Source organism: Nesterenkonia sp. CL21, from assembly GCF_031705515.1.
Classification (GTDB): domain Bacteria; phylum Actinomycetota; class Actinomycetes; order Actinomycetales; family Micrococcaceae; genus Nesterenkonia; species Nesterenkonia aethiopica.
Map to the genome: position 1 here is coordinate 32,469 of NZ_JAUTWR010000012.1, position 15,850 is coordinate 48,318.

Here is a 15,850-nt window from a genome sequence, read left to right on the forward strand (position 1 = left end):
CTACCCATGTCACTCATCGCCAGTGTGTACGGCCGCGAGATCCTCGACTCACGCGGAAACCCGACCGTCGAGGTCGACGTGCTTCTCGACGACGGCAGCTTCGGCCAGGCCGCCGTCCCCTCCGGCGCCTCCACCGGAGCTTTCGAAGCCGTGGAGCGCCGTGACGGCGACAAGGGCCGGTACCTGGGCAAGGGCGTCTCCGGCGCCGTGTCCGCGGTCAACGACGTCATCGCCCCCGCCCTGGAGGGCCAGGACGCCACCGAGCAGCGCCTGATCGACCAGATCCTGCTGGACCTCGACGGCACCGACAACAAGAACAGCCTCGGCGCCAACGCGATCCTCGGCGTCTCCCTGGCCGTGGCCAAGGCCGCCGCCGACGCCTCAGACCTGCCCCTGTACAAGTACCTCGGCGGGCCGAACGCCCACCTGCTGCCGGTGCCGATGATGAACATCCTCAACGGCGGCTCCCACGCGGACTCCAACGTGGACATCCAGGAGTTCATGATCGCTCCCATCGGTGCGGCCACCTTCTCCGAGGCGCTGCGCTCCGGCGTCGAGGTCTACCACGCGCTGAAGGGCCTGCTGAAGGAGAAGGGCCTGAACACCGGCCTGGGTGACGAGGGCGGCTTCGCCCCGGACCTGCCGTCGAACCGCGACGCGCTGGACCTGATCACCGAGGCCATCAAGCGCGCCGGCTACACCCCGGGCACGGATGTGGCGCTGGCCCTCGACGTCGCCGCCACCGAGTTCTACTCCGAGGGCGCCTACACCTTCGAGGGCGAGCAGAAGACCCCCGAGCAGATGAGCGCCTACTACTCCGAGCTGGTGGACGCCTACCCGCTGGTCTCCATCGAGGACCCGCTGGACGAGGACGACTGGGCCGGTTGGAAGACCCTGACCGAGACCATCGGCGACAAGGTCCAGCTGGTGGGCGACGACCTCTTCGTCACCAACCCGGACCGCCTGGCCAAGGGCATCGACGCCGACACCGCCAACTCGCTGCTGGTGAAGGTCAACCAGATCGGCTCGCTGACCGAGACCCTGGACGCCATCTCCCTGGCGCAGCGCAGCCGCTACACCACGATGGTCTCCCACCGCTCCGGCGAGACCGAGGACACCACCATCGCGGACATCGCCGTGGCCACCAACGCCGGCCAGATCAAGACCGGCGCCCCGGCCCGCTCCGAGCGTGTGGCGAAGTACAACCAGCTGCTGCGCATCGAGGAGGAGCTCGGCGACGCCGCCGCCTACGCCGGCGCGAGCGCCTTCCCGCGTTTCCGCGGCTGACTCTGGTCGGCCCATCCTGATCAGCGCGACCTGAGCATCGTCTGAGGGGCCGCACCCGGAGCATCGTCCCGATGCCCCGGGTGCGGCCCCTCTGCGTGTCCGCCGCCGTCGACGAGGCATCGGCGACTACCCTGGGACTTCGACGGCGCGCAGGGCGTCGCCCCAGCTGAGACACCGGTGGCACACGGAAGGCGGTGACCATGGCCAGGCATGCCAGACGCAGCGACTCCGACGCCGGCCGCAGCGCCCGCGTCGCTTCCGCCGAAGCCCGCCGGCTCGCCGAGCGCGAGCAGGTCTCCGGAGAGATCCGGATGCCGGCCGACCTCGCCGCCCGCCGTGCGCGCCGAGTGAGCCCGCCGAAGCAGCGCCGCCCCTCCGGGGAGCGCACGGCCGTCAGCGCCCGCTCGATGGTCCCGGAACGGACCCTCTCCGGGCGGCTGATCGTGATGACCCTGGTCGCCCTGGTGGTGGTCTCCTTCCTGGTGCCCACTGTGCGCACCTATCTCCAGCAGCGGTCCGAGCTGGCCGACCTGGAGGCCGGCATCGCCGAGGAGCAGCAGCGTCAGGACGAGCTCGAATCCGAGGTCAGCCGCTGGGACGACCCCGAGTACGTGCGTCAGCAGGCGCGCGAACGCATCAACCTGGCGATGCCGGGGGAGCGGCAGTACCACGTGATCGGCGACCTCACCGGAGAGGACGACACCCCGGAGAACCAGGAGGACAGCGAGGTCCGTACCGACCTCCCCTGGGCTGAGGCGCTGTGGGATTCTCTGGTCCGGTCTGCCGTAGATTAGTCTCGACGGTGGAGGTCCGTTCCTGCCGAGGACCCGCCCATGAGCACCAGGAGAGCCCGCGAGACGATGACCCAGCCCCGTAGCGCCACCCCCACCCAGGACGACCTGGACACGCTCAGCCTGCAGCTGGGCAGGCCGGTGCGCGACGTCGTCGAGATCCCGGCACGCTGCCGCTGCGGCAACCCGCTGGTGGCCGCCACCGCGCCGCGCCTCTCCAACGGGATCCCCTTCCCGACGACGTTCTATCTCACGCACCCCACCCTCACCCAGGCCGTGTCCCGGCTGGAGGCTGCCGGCGTGATGGCGGAGATGACTGAGCGGCTGGGCCACGACGAGGAGCTTGCCGCCGCCCACCGGGCCGCCCATGAGAACTACCTGGCCGAGCGTGAACGCATCCGGCTGGCCGCCGGCGTGGATCCCGTCTGGGAGATCGACGGGATCACCGCCGGGGGCATGCCCGACCGCGTGAAGTGCCTGCATGTGCTCGTCGGCCACGCGCTGGCCGTGGGTCCCGGCATCACCCCGCTGGGCGACGAGACCCTGGACCGCATCGCCGAGGACTGGCCGCCGGAGGTCTGCACCTGTGCCGCCGCATGGGACCACGACGCCGAGATCCCCACCCGTGACCTCAGCCGACACGTGCGGCGACTGAAGGAGGAGCAGCAATGAGAGTGGCCGCCATCGACTGCGGGACCAATTCGATCCGCCTGCTGATCGCCGATGTGGAGAGCGCGGGGGAGCCGCGCGGACCCCAAAGCGTCCCGGAGGGGCAAGAGCCGTGGGGGACCGAGACCGGTGAGCACAGCGCGGTCGCCCAGATGCATCGTTCGCGGCTCACCGATGTCGTCCGGCAGATGACCGTGGTCCGTCTGGGCGAGGGCGTGGACGAGACCGGAGAGTTCTCCCCGGCCGCGCTGGAGCGCACGTTCGCCGCGGTGGACAGCTACGCGGCCCTGATCCGTCGGCACAAGGTGGAGGCGGTCCGCTTCGTGGCCACCTCCGCGACCCGAGACGTGGCGAACCGCGACGCGTTCATCGCAGGCATCAAGGACCGCCTCGGCGTGGAGCCGGAGGTCATCCGCGGCAGCGAGGAGGCCGGGCTCTCCTTCGTGGGTGCGGCCTCCCTGCTGGACTGGGACCCCGAGCGGAAGGTCCTCGTGGTGGACCTCGGCGGAGGATCCACCGAGTTCGTCCTGGGCACCTCGAAGGGCATGGAGCACGCCATCTCCACGGACATGGGGTGCGTCCGATTCACCGAGCGGCATATGCGCACCGACCCGCCGGCAGAGACCGAGACCTCCATGGCGAGCTTCGAGACGCTCTCCTTCCTGGAGGACGTCAGCCAGGTCATGCCGCTGCACGAGACCGACGTCGTCATCGGCGTCGCCGGCACGGTGACCACGGTGACCGCCCACGCCCTGGACCTCGAGGACTATGATCCGGATCTCATCCACGGCGCCGAGGTGGGGTTGGACCGCATCCACCAGTCGGTGGACCAGCTGGTGCACGCGCCCCGGGACCAGCGGGCCCACATGCCGTTCATGCACCCCGGCCGGGTGGACGTCATCGGCGCCGGTGCGCTGATCTGGGGCACCATCCTGGACTACATCAATAAGGTCACGAAGGGGCGGGTGACTACCGCCGTCGCGTCGGAGCATGACATTCTGGACGGCATCGCCCTGTCGCTCGCCACCGGCGCCGCGCAGGAGGCGACCGGCCGGGGCTGAGCCCTGCCCGCATGAGTACGCATCACGAGCGCCCCCAGCATCACGAGCACCCCAGCAGGGAACGGAACCGAAGGAAGACCATGACTGACGCTGCCCCGGAGACGAGGGACGCGGCCCGGCAGGGCTCGCCCCACGGAGGACGGCGTGGCCGTTACGGGCGGCGTCGTGCGGCCGGGCCGGGAATGCTGGCCGCCGCCGCGCTGTTGCTGGCCCCCGCTGTCACCGTCGGCGGGGTGGTCACGGCTCCTGCCGCCCATGCTGATGCCTGGCGGGACGCGCAGTTCTGGCTCGAGGACTATGGCGTCACCGAGGCCTGGGAGACCGCTCGAGGCGAGGGCGTGACCATCGCGATCCTCGACACCGGCGTCGACGCCGACCACCCCACCTTGGAGGGCGCCGTCGTCGACGGCACCGACGTCTCCGGAGGTGGTGACGGCTCTGGGGGGCCGGTGGAGCAGTTCTCCACCGAACACGGCACCATGGTGGCCTCCCTGGCGGCCGGGCGTGGCTACGAGCCCACCGGAGACGAGCTCGACGAGCTCCCTGAGCCGGAGGACTACGAGGAGTTCACCGACGAGGACTGGGAGCAGTTCTGGGACGACCTCCTCGACGAGCTCGAGGGTGCGGAGAACCGAGGTCTCTCGCAGGGTGCCGGAGTGCTGAGCCCTGACGTCCTTCTGACGGGCGAGGGCCGTGAGCCGCTGGACCTCACCGCCTCGGCGATCCTGCCCGCCTCGACCACCGAGGACGACGAGGACGAAGACGACGACGAGGACGCCGACGAGGACGAGGACGACGACGAGGACGCCGACGAGGACGACGACGAGGACGACGCTGGCGACGCTGACGAAGACGCCGAGGAGGACGCGGCCGGCGTGATCGGCGTCGCCCCCGAGGCGGACGTGCTGAGCGTGTCCATGGCGTTGGAGATGCCGAACTCCTACGGCCCGGACCTGGAGGACCAGGTGGTCGAGGCCGTGGACTGGGCCGTGGACAACGGGGCGGACATCATCAACATGTCCTTCGGCCTGCCTAACGAGCAGGAGTGGCCCGAGTCCTGGGACGAGGCCTTCCTGAAGGCTGCGGAGAACGACGTGCTGGTCGTCGCCGCGGCGGGCAACCGAGTCTCCGGCAGCTGGAGCGTCGGCGCCCCGGCGACGATCCCCGGCGTGCTGACCGTCGCAGGCGTCAACGAGGATCGGGAGATCAGCGAGGACGCCTCCGCCCAGGGCATCGCGGTGGACATCGCCGCCCCTTCGGAACCGCTGGTCGGGGCGGTCCCGGACGGGCTCAACACCCAGTGGATGGGCACCTCCGGCGCGGCGCCGATCGTCGCGGGAGCGGCGGCACTGGTGTGGTCCGCGCATCCTGACCTCTCCGCCGAGGAGGTCAAACACCGGCTGCTGAGCACCGCCGACGGAGTCGGCGACGGCAACGGTGTGGATCCCGAGTTCGGACAGGGCATCCTCAACGTGGCGCAGGCCGTGGCCGGCGATGACGTCCCGGAGTTCGACCCGTCGGCCTACGAGACCCTCGAGGAGTGGATCCGTGTCCATCGCCGCGGAGAGTCCGACAACACCGAGCACGCCGACATCCCCAGCGACGCCGGCGTCTCACCCGGCCCCGAGGGCGACCCCCGGGACCGGCCGCAGGCCTCCGACGCCAGGGGCACCCAGGACTGGGCGGGACCGGTGGTGGTCGGGGTCGCCGCGCTGCTGGTGATCTCGGTGGTCAGCGTGGCAGCAGTGCACCTGACGTCCCGGCGTCGGCGCTCCTGAGTCGATCTGCCGGGGAACGCACGGTGAGGGGAACAGGCGTCCGGCGTCATACCCGCGCCCCTCACCGTGCCTGGCAGTAGACTGCACTGAAGGAAGGACACGCAGCGTGGCGGTGGTCCGCACCGGAGACCGGTGAGGGGCCGCCGCTGTTGCTGTGTGCAGTTCACGTACCCCTCAGCACCAGCGCTAGGATGGCATCCATGGCAATCTCGCAGAAGCTCTCAGAGAAACCGCGCATTCTGATCGTCGGCGGTGGATATGTCGGCCTCACCGTCGCCCAGAAGCTCCAGAAGAAGGTCAAGGCCGAGGGCGGCGTCGTCACCCTGGTCGACCCCCTTCCCTACATGACCTATCAGCCGTTCCTCCCTGAGGTGGTCGGCGGGCACATCGAGGCTCGGCACGCGATCGTCTCCCACCGCAGCCACCTGCGGGACACGGAGGTCATCACCGGCAAGGTCACGGAGGTGGACCACGCGGAGCGCACCGCCAGCGTGGAGCTGGAGGACGGGGAGAGCGTCGAGATCCCGTACCAGGACATCATCATGGCGGCGGGCGCGACCACTCGCACCTTCCCGATCGAGGGTCTGGCCGAGCAGGGCATCGGTCTGAAGACCATCGAGGAGGCCCTGACGCTGCGCAACCAGATCCTGGAGCGCATCGAGGCCGCCTCCACCATGACCGATGAGAAGGCCAAGTCCCGGGCGCTGACCTTCACCGTGGTCGGCGGCGGCTTCGCCGGCATCGAGTGCATCGCGGAGATGGAGGACATCATCCGCGCCGCCGTCTCGGCCAACCCGCGCCTGAGTCAGTCCGACGTGCGCATCGTGCTCGTCGAGGCCATGGGCCGCATCATGCCGGAGGTCTCCGAGGACCAGGCCGTCGGCGTGGTCGAGCACCTGCGCGGCCGCGGCATCGAGGTGCTGCTGAACACCTCGCTGGGCTCCGCCGTCGACGGCGAGCTGCAGCTGATCAACATGGCCGACAAGTCCGAGGCCGACCGCTTCGAGGCCGACACCCTGGTCTGGACCGCCGGTGTGGCCGCCAACGCAGTCGCGCGCCGCTCCAGCTTCCCGATCGACGAGCGCGGCCGCATCACCGCCTCTGCCACGCTGCAGATCGTCGACGAGGAGGGCAGCCCGATCGAGGGTGCCTGGACCGCCGGCGACGTCGCCGCCGTGCCGGACCTCACCGGCGCCGGGCCGGGCGGCTTCTGCGTCCCCAACGCTCAGCACGCGCTGCGCCAGTCCAAGCAGCTGGTCAAGAACCTCGTGGCCGCCCGCTTCGGGGAGGGGAAGGTCAGCGAGTACAAGCATGACTCCCTCGGCGCTGTGGCCGGACTGGGCCTGTTCAAGGGTGTGGGCAACCCGATGGGAGTCAAGCTCAAGGGCTTCCCGGCCTGGCTGGCCCACCGCGGCTACCACGGCATGGCGATCCCCACCGTGGAGCGCAAGGTGCGCGTGGCCAGCAACTGGCTCAACGAGTTCGTCTTCGGTCGGGACATCACCCCGCTGCGCGACCTGGAGACCCCGCGCCGCCAGTTCGAGGAGGCCGCGACCCCGGCCAAGAAGAAGGCCGACGCCTGATCCTCGACTTCTGATCGGACTGAGTCCGATCCCGAGATTCCCAGAGACGACGGCGAGCCTCTGCCGGAGACCTAAGATGGTCCTGGCGGCGGGCTCGCCGTCGTCGTGTCTGCGCCCCCATAGCCCAATCGGCAGAGGCAGCTGACTTAAAATCAGCACAGTCTGGGTTCGAGTCCCAGTGGGGGCACCGAAGATCGCTGAACGCGTGTGCGGTCCTCGACGGAGGATCCGCACCCTCGACGCGGTACTACGAATGTAGTAGCTTCGTGGCATGGTGGGGCGTGCGGTCGTCGTCGGAGCAGGCATCTCGGGCTTGGCCGTGGGCAGAGCTCTCCTCGCTGCGGGATGGGAAGTGGAGCTTCGCGAGCGGGCGCACGGCTTGCCCGAAGCCGGCACTGCGCTGGGGATGTGGCCCGAGGCTCTGGCCGCTCTGGATGCCTTGGGAGTGGGTGACCGTGTGCGTCATGCAGGAGCCGTGCAGCATGGGGCGGCGTTCCTCCGCCCCGACGGGACCGAGATTGCCGCCGTCAGAACCCCGGCACCGGCTGTCCTCCTCTCACGCCCAGCTCTGCATCGGTTCCTGTGGGAGGGGAAGCTCGAGGATGCCGTTCGCTGGGGAGACCCGCTGGAGGACCTGGCAGAGCTGACTGGGCCTGACATGTCCGATGCGGACCTCGTGGTCGGCGCTGACGGCATCCACAGCCGGCTGCGGTCTGTGGTCGCGGGCCAGGAGGTCCGCCCTCGAGAGCTGCGCGTCACCGCGTTCAGAGGGACGGTCCCTGGCCCCGTGGAGACTACCTGCGAGACCTGGGGGCCGGGGCGTCTCTTCGGGGTCACCCCGCAGGAGTCAGGCATGGCCAACTGGTTCGCCGCGGTTCGGGATGACCTCCTGGATGAGTGCTCAGGACTCCCCGACGACGAGCTGTTGAGCACGCTGTTCGGAGACTGGCACCCCGGGGTGCGGGATGTCGTGGCGCTCGCCGGATCTGTCGGAATCGACCGGCGCCGGATCTTCGATCTGCCGCCGCTGCGCAGCTGGCACCGCGGCAGGGTCGTCATCCTCGGGGATGCGGCACATGCGATGGCTCCGAACATCGGCCGAGGCGCCTGCGAGGCGATCATCGACGCCGTCGTGCTGGCTGAGGCGCTGAGTGTCTCGGCGACGGTCGAGGCAGGGCTGCGGGTGTTCGACAGGCGGCGACGACGAGCGGCACAGCGAGTCGTCCGTGCCTCCCGGCTGCTCAGCCGAGTGTCGACGGCGCGGCGCCTGCCCGAGACCCGGCGCCGGGCACTGCGAGTCGTGGCGGGCCTCGTCTCCTCCTCGCTCCGTAGAGAGGGGGAGCGCAGTGGGCACCCGTGATCGAGCCATGGATGCAGCCGTGGAGCTGTTGGGGTCTCACGGGTTGCGGGCCCTGACCCATCGGCGGATCGATGTCGCCGCAGGTCTGCCGCAGGGCTCCACCTCGAACCACTTCAGGACCCGGGCGCAGCTCCTCCAGGGCGTGGTGGAGCATCTGGTGGCCATGGAGCAGACGGTCTTCGATGCGGAGGAGCGCCCCCAGAGCATCGACGGGCTCGTCGACGCTCTCTGCGCATTCATCGACCTCGCGACAGGCGCTCAGCGGACCGTGACGGCGGCACGGCTCGCCCTCTTCGTCGAGGCCATCCACGATCACCAGGTGCGAGAGGTTCTTGCGCGGGGACGGGAGCACATGGAGGAGTGGGCGGCGGAGACAGTGCAGAGCGTCGGCCTGCCTGAGCCCGTGATCACGGCCCGGCGGGTCATGTGGCAGGTCGAGGGGATCATCCTTCACCGCCTGGCCCTGGGAGGGGAGCACCTGTCTGCGGAGGCGGAGGCCTCCTTGCGCGCCTGCCTGGGCTCCGATGACTGAATCTCCGTTCCTCAGTCGGTCGTCGCGCTCGGCGCAGGCCCGGTGGACTCGCGCAGCACCACATGGTTCGGCACCGGTGCATCGGCGGGAGGCTCCTCCCCGCGGACCAGGGCGATGAGCCGTTGCATGGCCAGACGGCCCCGCCCGTCGCGGTCCACCGCCACGGTGGACAACGACGGCGTCGAGTAGCGTCCCAGGTCGATGTCGTCCCAGCCGATGATGCTGAGGTCCTCTGGGACCCGCCAGCCACGCTCGTGCGCGGCGCGGAGGGCGCCGAGGGCCAGGAAGTCGTTGGCCGCGATCACTGCCGTCACGCCGCTGTCGGCCTCCAAAGACTGCAGGGCCTGGTAGCCGGTGTGTGCGGACCAGTCGCCGCCGGTGACGCCGTGGGACTCGAGCCCGCGTTCGGCGAGGGTCTCCTCGTAGACCTGGCGGCGGGCACGGGCGGAGGCCCATTCCTCGGGGCCCTGGATGTGGAGGAAGCGTCGGTGGCCCTGATCGGCGAGGGTGGCGATGATCTCGCGCAGCGCACCGGCGTCGGCCAAGGTGCCCAGTCCGCGGAGCTTGTCGTCGAACTGCTCCACGATGGTCAGCGCTCCGGAGGCGGCGGTCTTCCCCTGCTCCTGCAGCTCCGGCAGTCCGGCCAAGGAGAGCACGCCCTCTACCCGTCCGGAGCCCATCAGCTCGCGGGCCCGGCGGCTGCGTTCCTCCGCCGGGCCTTCCACCACCGCGATCTCCATGAAGTACCCGGCCTCGTGGGCCGCCTCGGCGGCGGCGGCGAGCATGGGCGTGGGCATCTGGGTCACCGGAGCGGGCAACAGGGCGGTGAGGACCCCGGTCTGCCGGGTCCGCATGGACCGGGCGATCATATTGGGCCGGTAGTCCAGCTCCTTGATGGCGGCCTCGACCCGCGCGATGGTGTCGGCACGGAAGGGGCCCATGTCGCGCAGATAACGGGAGACGGTCTGGTGGGAGACGCCGGCCCGGCGGGCGACCTCGTGGATGGTCGCGGCGCGGGCGGGCCGCGCCTCGGGGGTGGTCTCTGACGCCACGTGGTCACCTCTCCTGTGCTGGCTGTCCGTCGCGGGCCGGACGGACTGCTAGGCCATGGGGCCATGGGGCCATCGGATGACGCATCCGGTCCGCTGCTCCATCCTGCCATCGCCCTGCGGCGGCGGCCAGCGGACTGAGCGCGCGGCACCTGCTCCGCAGGCGTGTGACATGGATGACAATTCGGTGTTGACAGCCTAACCTCGCACTCCCTACTCTTGTGGTCAACGTCATAAAGTGATCGATCACAGTAACGGGTCGGCACCACCGTCACAGGTCGACGTGACCGTGAACCATCCCCATCCCGCGAGGAGCACATCCATGACCGCCGCATCCCCCCGCGTCCGCGCCGCCGTCGTCGGCGCCGGAGGCATCGCCACCGTGGCGCACCTGCCCACACTGAAGGCCCATGAGGACCGTGTGGAGGTGGTGGCCATCGCCGACGTCGACGCCGACCGTCTCAGCGCTGTGGCCGAGGAGTGGGACATCCCGGGCCGCTACAGCGACGTCGACACCATGCTCGCCGCGGAACGTCCCGACCTGCTGGTGCTGTGCACCCCGCCGGTGGCGCACAAGGACGGCGTCATCAAGGGCTTGAAGGCGGGCGCGTGGGTGTGGTGCGAGAAGCCCCCGGTGCTCACCCTGGCCGAATATGACGAGGTGGCGGCCCACGAGGGCGAGAGTGGGCCCTTCGCCTCCTACGTCTTTCAGCACCGCTTCGGCTCCGGAGCCCAGCAGCTCAAACAGCAGGTCCGGGACCACACTCTCGGGCGCCCGCTGGTCGCGGTCTGCCACACCCTCTGGTACCGCACTCACGGCTACTACGAGGTGCCGTGGCGCGGCAAGTGGGCCACCGAGGGTGGCGGTCCGGCCATGGGACACGGCATCCACCAGATGGACCTGCTCTTCGAGATCCTCGGCGACTGGACCGAGGTCACGGCCGTCGCGGACGCGTTGGACCGGGACGTCGAGACCGAGGACGTCTCCCTGGCAACAGTGCGCTTCGCCAACGGTGCCATGGCCTCCGTGGTGAACTCCGTGCTCTCCCCCCGGGAGGTCTCCTACCTGCGCTTCGACTTCCAGGACGCCACCGTGGAGGTGGAGCACCTCTACGGGTATGACAACAGCTCCTGGACCTGGACCCCGGCGCCCCACCGTGCCGAGGACGGCTCGGCGGCCGGTTGGACGCCGCAGGAGAACGTCCCCTCCTCGCACAAGCAGCAGCTCTCCGAGCTGCTGGACGCAATGGCCGCGGGGGTGCGTCCCCGCGCCTCGGGCGACGACGGACGCCGAGTCCTGGAGTTCATCGCCGCGCTCTACGAATCCGCGGAGACGGGCCGCACCGTCCGGCGGGCGGAGATGAAGCCCGAGGGCACCTACTACTCCGCCATGCATGACCCCTCGTTCGTCTACGGCAGCGCGGAGAACACCGCTGTCAGCAAGGAGACCGTCCAGTGACCAGCACTGCCGTGACCACAGGCTTCGACGTCCGCGCCGAGCAGGACGCCATCGCCGTCGACGCCGCGGGCACCGAGATCCTGCGCTACGTCATCCACCCGGACTCGCCGAAGGAGGAGGCCCCGAAGCCGTACCTGTTCCCCCTGCGCTTCACCGACGGTGGCGAGGCCGCGGTGCGCCGCCCCTGGGACCACCGCTGGCACACCGGCCTGCAGTTCACCTGGTCGCATGTGGCGGACCAGAACTTCTGGGGTGGCCCCACCTTCGCCGCAGAGACCGGCTATCAGATGCGCGACAACCTCGGCACCATGAAGCACACCGGTTTCGCCGTGGAGCCGACGGCCGGTGAGGACGTCGTCTTCGACGAGACGCTGGAGTGGATCACCTCCCGCGGGGAGCACTGGTTCGACGAACACCGCATCCAGCGGGTCCACTCGCTGGACGTCGACCGCTTCGGCCCCGGTCGGGGCGTGTGGGCCATCGACCTCACCACCGAGCTGACCAACGTCAGCGGCCGCACGCTGCCGATGGGCAGCCCGACGACGGCGGGCCGGCCCAGTGCCGGCTACACCGGCTGGTTCTGGCGCGGGCCGCGCTCCTGGACCGGCTGCGACGTCGTCAACTCCGCCGGCGCCGCGGGCGAGGAGAACACGATGGGAGCCCCGGCGGGCTGGGTCGCCTTCTCCTCCGAACATGACGAGCTCGACGGGGGCGGCACGGTGATGGCCTTCGCCGGGTCCTCTGAGTCCCAGGATGCGGAGGTTCCGCCGATCAAGTGGTTCACCCGCACGGGCATCTTCACGGTCACCAGCCCGTCGCCGGCCTTCGACCAGGAGATCCATCTGCCCGCCGAGGGGCGGCTGCGCCTGCATCATCGCTTCGTGTTCATCGCGAAGGTGTGCAGCGGGGAGGAGCTGACGGCGCTGGGGGAGGAGTTCGCCCTGTGAGCGCCCCCCAGGAGAACTCCGCCCGTCCTTCACGTTCCCTGCCGCGGTTCCCCGGGGGGACCTCAGTGAGCGATCTGTGCGTGTATGACTGGGACACTCCGGACGGCCTCCACGGCGGGACCCCGCACTTACACACGCTGTCCACCGAGGCCTATGTGGTCACGGCCGGCCGTGGTGAGGTGCACACCCTCAGCGCGGACGGCGCGGCGCAGGATCCTCTGGAGAAGGGGTCCCTGCTGTGGTTCACCCCCGGCACCGTGCACCGGCTGGTCAATCACGCAGGACTCGAGCTGGCGGTCATCATGCAGAACGCCGGGCTGCCGGAGGCGGGAGATGCGGTGATGACCTTCCCGGATGAGGTCCTGGCCGATCCCGAGCGCTACCACCAGGCGGTGGCGCTGCCCACCGACGGAGACGAGCAGGCCCGTGCCGAGGCGGCCCGGGCACGCCGGGACCTGGCCATCGAGGGCCACCGGCAGCTGCTCGCCGCCGTCGAGCAGGACGGGCCTGCGGCCATGCGGCGCCTCCATGAGCGCGCGGCGGCCCTGGTGCGTCCCCGCATCGAGCAGTGGCGCGAGATCTGGGCCGCGAACGTGGAGGCCGAGACCGAGCGCACCCGAGCCCAGTTGGAGGCGCTCGCCGACGGCGACGCCTCCCACCTGCAGGAAGCTTCCGTGATCCGGGGTGAGCCCAGGCCCGGCCCCCGACTGTTCGGCATGTGTGGCCGCCTGAAGACCTGGAGGGCCCCGGACATCACGGACTGAAGCCCCTCTTCTGGTGCGAAGAGTGGATCCGGTGCGACAACTGAATACGCAGGGGCTCCGAGGCATCAGGCCACACCGATGGCAGGCCTCGGGGCCCCTGTGCTCCCTCCAGCCCCAGCCCATCGACAGACCTCAGCCCATCAGCAAGACCCAGCCCATTCCCCGAGATGAGGAGTCCCCATGACACCCAGGATGCGTCCATCACTGCCCGACGCTGCGCCGCCCCGTCCCAGTCGGCGGCGCCGACGCTGGCCCCGGCCGCTCGGCGCTCTGCTGGTGGCTGGGCTCGCCGCGACCGCCTGCGGCGACGGCAGCGACGACGGCGACGTCACGCTGACCTTCAGCTGGTGGGGCGGAGACGTCAGGCACCAGTACACCCAGGAGATCATCGCGCTCTTCGAGGAGGAGCATCCGCACATCACCGTGGAGCCCCGCTATGGCGAGTGGGACGGCTACTGGGACCAGCTGGCCACCCAGACCGCGGCCGGAGACACCCCGGACATCATCCAGATGGACCTGGTCTACCTCCGCGAGTACATCGAGTCCGGCGTCCTGCTGCCGCTGGACCAGATCGACACCGGCGAGTTCACCCAGGAGCTGCTGGACACCGGCACGCTCGACGGCGAGCTCTACGCCATGCCCGTGGGGCAGACGGCGCTGACCTATGCGGTCAATCCGAGCCTGATCGAGGAGGCCGGGGAGGAGATGCCCGACGGTGCCACCTGGACCTGGGACGACCTGAAGGACCTGACCACCGCGATCTCCGAGGAGACGGACAGCTATGGGCTGGCCACCTTCTTCGACTCCGGAGGCCTGGAGCTGTGGCTGCGTCAGACCCATGGCGTGAGCATGATCGGCGACGACGGCGAGCTCGCCTGGGAGCCGGAGCAGGCCGTCGAGTACTTCGAGATGCTCGGCGAGTTCCAGGAAGACGGCGCACTGCCGTCGGCCGCAGAGATGTCCGAGCAGCACGGCATCGCTCGGGAACAGACCCTCATCGCCACGGGCGAGGCCGCCGCGGCGCCGGTCTGGGACGCGATGCTGGTGGCACTGTCCGGAGATGCCTCCGCGGATCTGGAGCCGCTCATGGTGCCCAGCCGCGCCGGGGACGCCTCGGAGGCGGGCATGTACTACAAGGCCTCCATGTTCTACTCGGTGGCGACGGGCACCGACCACCCGGAGGAGGCCCAGCTCTTCGTGGACTTCCTGGTCAATGACGAGCGTGCCGGCGAGCTGCAGCAGATCGAACGGGGCATCCCCGGCAACGAGACCATCCGTGACCAGATCCGCGAGGACCTCGGCGAGGTGGAGACCCAGGTGGTCGAGTACTCCGAGAGCCTCGAGGACGTGGTGGCCGACGCCCCACCGATGCCGCCGGAGGGCTACGGCGCAGTCCAGGACATCATCATCCGCTACATGGACGAGTTCTTCTTCGGCAGGCTCAGCGCCGAGGATGCCGCCGAGGCCATGCACGGCGAGATCGAGGACGCGCTGCGCTGATCGGGCGGCTGATCCGGAGCAGCTCGCTCAGAAGGCCAGGCCCGTGCTCGACTCGGACCCGCGCAGCACCAGGCGGGTGGGCAGCTCGATGACCTCGGGGACGGTGGTGGGGCGCGCGATGCGCTCCACCGCCAGGGCCGCGGCACGGCGGCCCATCTCGAGGGGGTCGTGGCTGACCACGCTGATGCCGAGCACGTCGGCGGTGTCGAAGTCGTCGAAACCGACGAGCGCGGGCCGCGTCTCCAGCGCGCGGGCTGCGCGCAGCACAGCCACGCTCATCCTGTTGTTGCCGGCCACCACGGCGGTCGGAGGCTCGGCGGTGTCCAGGGCCGCCCGGGCGACGGCGTCCTCGACGACGTCGTCGCTGAGGTGTTCCAGCGCCGCAGTGTCGCCCAGCCCCGCGGCGGCCATCGCCTCCCGGTAGCCGGCCAGTCGTTCATGCTGGGTGTGGATGTCTGCCGGGGAGGCCAGGTAGGCGATCCGGCGGTGTCCCGCGTTCAGCAGCGCCTCGGCGGCCTGTCGGGCCCCGGCGCGGTTCTGCAGCAGCACGGCGTCGGCCAGCAGGTTCCGGGCGGGGCGGTCCACGGCGATCACCGGGGTGCCCAGCTGACGCTCGCCGTCCAGATAGGACTGGTCGGCCGCTGAGGGGATCATCAGCAGCGCGGCCACCCGCTGGGAGAGCAGCGCGTCGGCGACCCGCTCCTCACCCTCCTCCGTGTCGTCGCTGGAGCCCATCACCAGGGTCAGTCCGGAGGCTGAGAGTTCATGCTCGATGCCCGCGGCGACCGCATGATAGAAGGGGTTGCTCATCTCACCGATGAGCAGCCCCACGGTGGAGGTGGTGCCTCCTCGGCGCAGGGTCCGGGCCAGCGTGTTGGGGCGGAACCGCAGCCGACGCGCGGCGGCCAGGACCTGCTCGCGCGTCGCGGCGGCGACCTTCTCGGGTTCGCTGTAGACGCGCGAGGCGGTCTTGCGGCTCACTCCGGCCAGGCGGGCGACGTCGTCGAGGGTGGCGCGCTGCGGCAAGGCCATGCGTGGTCTCCTGAAGGCGGGGGCGTCCGTTGCATGAC

Annotated in this window: 14 protein-coding genes and 1 tRNA gene; 13 read left to right on the plus strand and 2 right to left on the minus strand. The window is 70.1% G+C overall.

The annotated features are described in order from the left end of the window. The first annotated feature begins 6 nt into the window (after nt 1-6). From eno to Q7C18_RS14790, 9 genes are all read left to right on the plus strand, one after another. A complete protein-coding gene (gene eno / locus Q7C18_RS14750) occupies nt 7-1,287 on the plus strand; it encodes a phosphopyruvate hydratase (RefSeq protein WP_085437674.1) in 1,281 nt (426 codons plus the stop codon). Nucleotides 1,288-1,487: 200 nt separating this feature from the next. Next, nucleotides 1,488-2,081: a septum formation initiator family protein gene (locus Q7C18_RS14755; RefSeq protein ID WP_311026011.1), complete on the plus strand. Its 594-nt coding sequence runs from the start codon at nt 1,488-1,490 to the stop codon at nt 2,079-2,081. Between the two features lie 39 nt (nt 2,082-2,120). Continuing rightward, on the plus strand, nt 2,121-2,750 hold the full coding sequence (locus tag Q7C18_RS14760; protein WP_396954377.1) for a DUF501 domain-containing protein: 630 nt from the start codon (nt 2,121-2,123) through the stop codon (nt 2,748-2,750). Beyond that, the gene (locus Q7C18_RS14765; protein WP_083277393.1) at nt 2,747-3,808 is read left to right on the plus strand and encodes a Ppx/GppA phosphatase family protein; all 1,062 of its coding nucleotides are present in this window, start codon (nt 2,747-2,749) and stop codon (nt 3,806-3,808) included. Before Q7C18_RS14760 ends, Q7C18_RS14765 begins: the two co-directional genes overlap by 4 nt. A gap of 80 nt (nt 3,809-3,888) precedes the next feature. Continuing rightward, nucleotides 3,889-5,586, plus strand: coding sequence for a S8 family serine peptidase (locus Q7C18_RS14770; RefSeq protein WP_311026012.1), 1,698 nt, complete (start codon nt 3,889-3,891; stop codon nt 5,584-5,586). A gap of 200 nt (nt 5,587-5,786) precedes the next feature. Next, a complete protein-coding gene (locus Q7C18_RS14775; protein ID WP_311026013.1) occupies nt 5,787-7,169 on the plus strand; it encodes an FAD-dependent oxidoreductase in 1,383 nt (460 codons plus the stop codon). 113 nt (nt 7,170-7,282) lie between these two features. Further along, nucleotides 7,283-7,356: transfer RNA gene (locus tag Q7C18_RS14780), tRNA-Leu, on the plus strand. A gap of 84 nt (nt 7,357-7,440) precedes the next feature. Continuing rightward, complete coding sequence (locus Q7C18_RS14785) at nt 7,441-8,529, plus strand: FAD-dependent monooxygenase (RefSeq protein WP_311026014.1); 1,089 nt, start codon at nt 7,441-7,443, stop codon at nt 8,527-8,529. A 7-nt stretch (nt 8,530-8,536) separates the two neighbouring features. Then, complete coding sequence (locus Q7C18_RS14790) at nt 8,537-9,061, plus strand: TetR family transcriptional regulator (protein WP_311026015.1); 525 nt, start codon at nt 8,537-8,539, stop codon at nt 9,059-9,061. 11 nt (nt 9,062-9,072) lie between these two features. Here Q7C18_RS14790 and Q7C18_RS14795 read toward each other — a convergent pair whose 3' ends face one another. After that, nucleotides 9,073-10,113 carry a LacI family DNA-binding transcriptional regulator gene (locus tag Q7C18_RS14795; protein ID WP_311026016.1) on the minus strand — a complete coding sequence of 347 codons (1,041 nt, stop codon included), beginning with the start codon at nt 10,111-10,113 and terminating at the stop codon, nt 9,073-9,075. Between the two features lie 319 nt (nt 10,114-10,432). On the opposite strand from Q7C18_RS14795, the gene Q7C18_RS14800 reads away from it, so the two are divergent. The 4 genes from Q7C18_RS14800 (at nt 10,433) to Q7C18_RS14815 (ending at nt 14,780) form a co-directional block, all read left to right on the plus strand. Further along, nucleotides 10,433-11,569, plus strand: coding sequence for a Gfo/Idh/MocA family oxidoreductase (locus Q7C18_RS14800; RefSeq protein ID WP_311026017.1), 1,137 nt, complete (start codon nt 10,433-10,435; stop codon nt 11,567-11,569). Then, a complete protein-coding gene (locus Q7C18_RS14805; protein ID WP_311026018.1) occupies nt 11,566-12,516 on the plus strand; it encodes a PmoA family protein in 951 nt (316 codons plus the stop codon). The genes Q7C18_RS14800 and Q7C18_RS14805 overlap by 4 nt, the downstream gene beginning before the upstream one ends. Continuing rightward, nucleotides 12,513-13,280, plus strand: coding sequence for a cupin domain-containing protein (locus Q7C18_RS14810; RefSeq protein WP_311026019.1), 768 nt, complete (start codon nt 12,513-12,515; stop codon nt 13,278-13,280). The genes Q7C18_RS14805 and Q7C18_RS14810 overlap by 4 nt, the downstream gene beginning before the upstream one ends. A gap of 180 nt (nt 13,281-13,460) precedes the next feature. Continuing rightward, a complete protein-coding gene (locus Q7C18_RS14815) occupies nt 13,461-14,780 on the plus strand; it encodes an extracellular solute-binding protein (RefSeq protein ID WP_311026020.1) in 1,320 nt (439 codons plus the stop codon). Nucleotides 14,781-14,807: 27 nt separating this feature from the next. Here the strand turns inward: Q7C18_RS14815 and Q7C18_RS14820 are convergent, their stop codons facing one another. Then, nucleotides 14,808-15,812: a LacI family DNA-binding transcriptional regulator gene (locus tag Q7C18_RS14820; protein ID WP_311026021.1), complete on the minus strand. Its 1,005-nt coding sequence runs from the start codon at nt 15,810-15,812 to the stop codon at nt 14,808-14,810. Nucleotides 15,813-15,850: the final 38 nt, after the last annotated feature.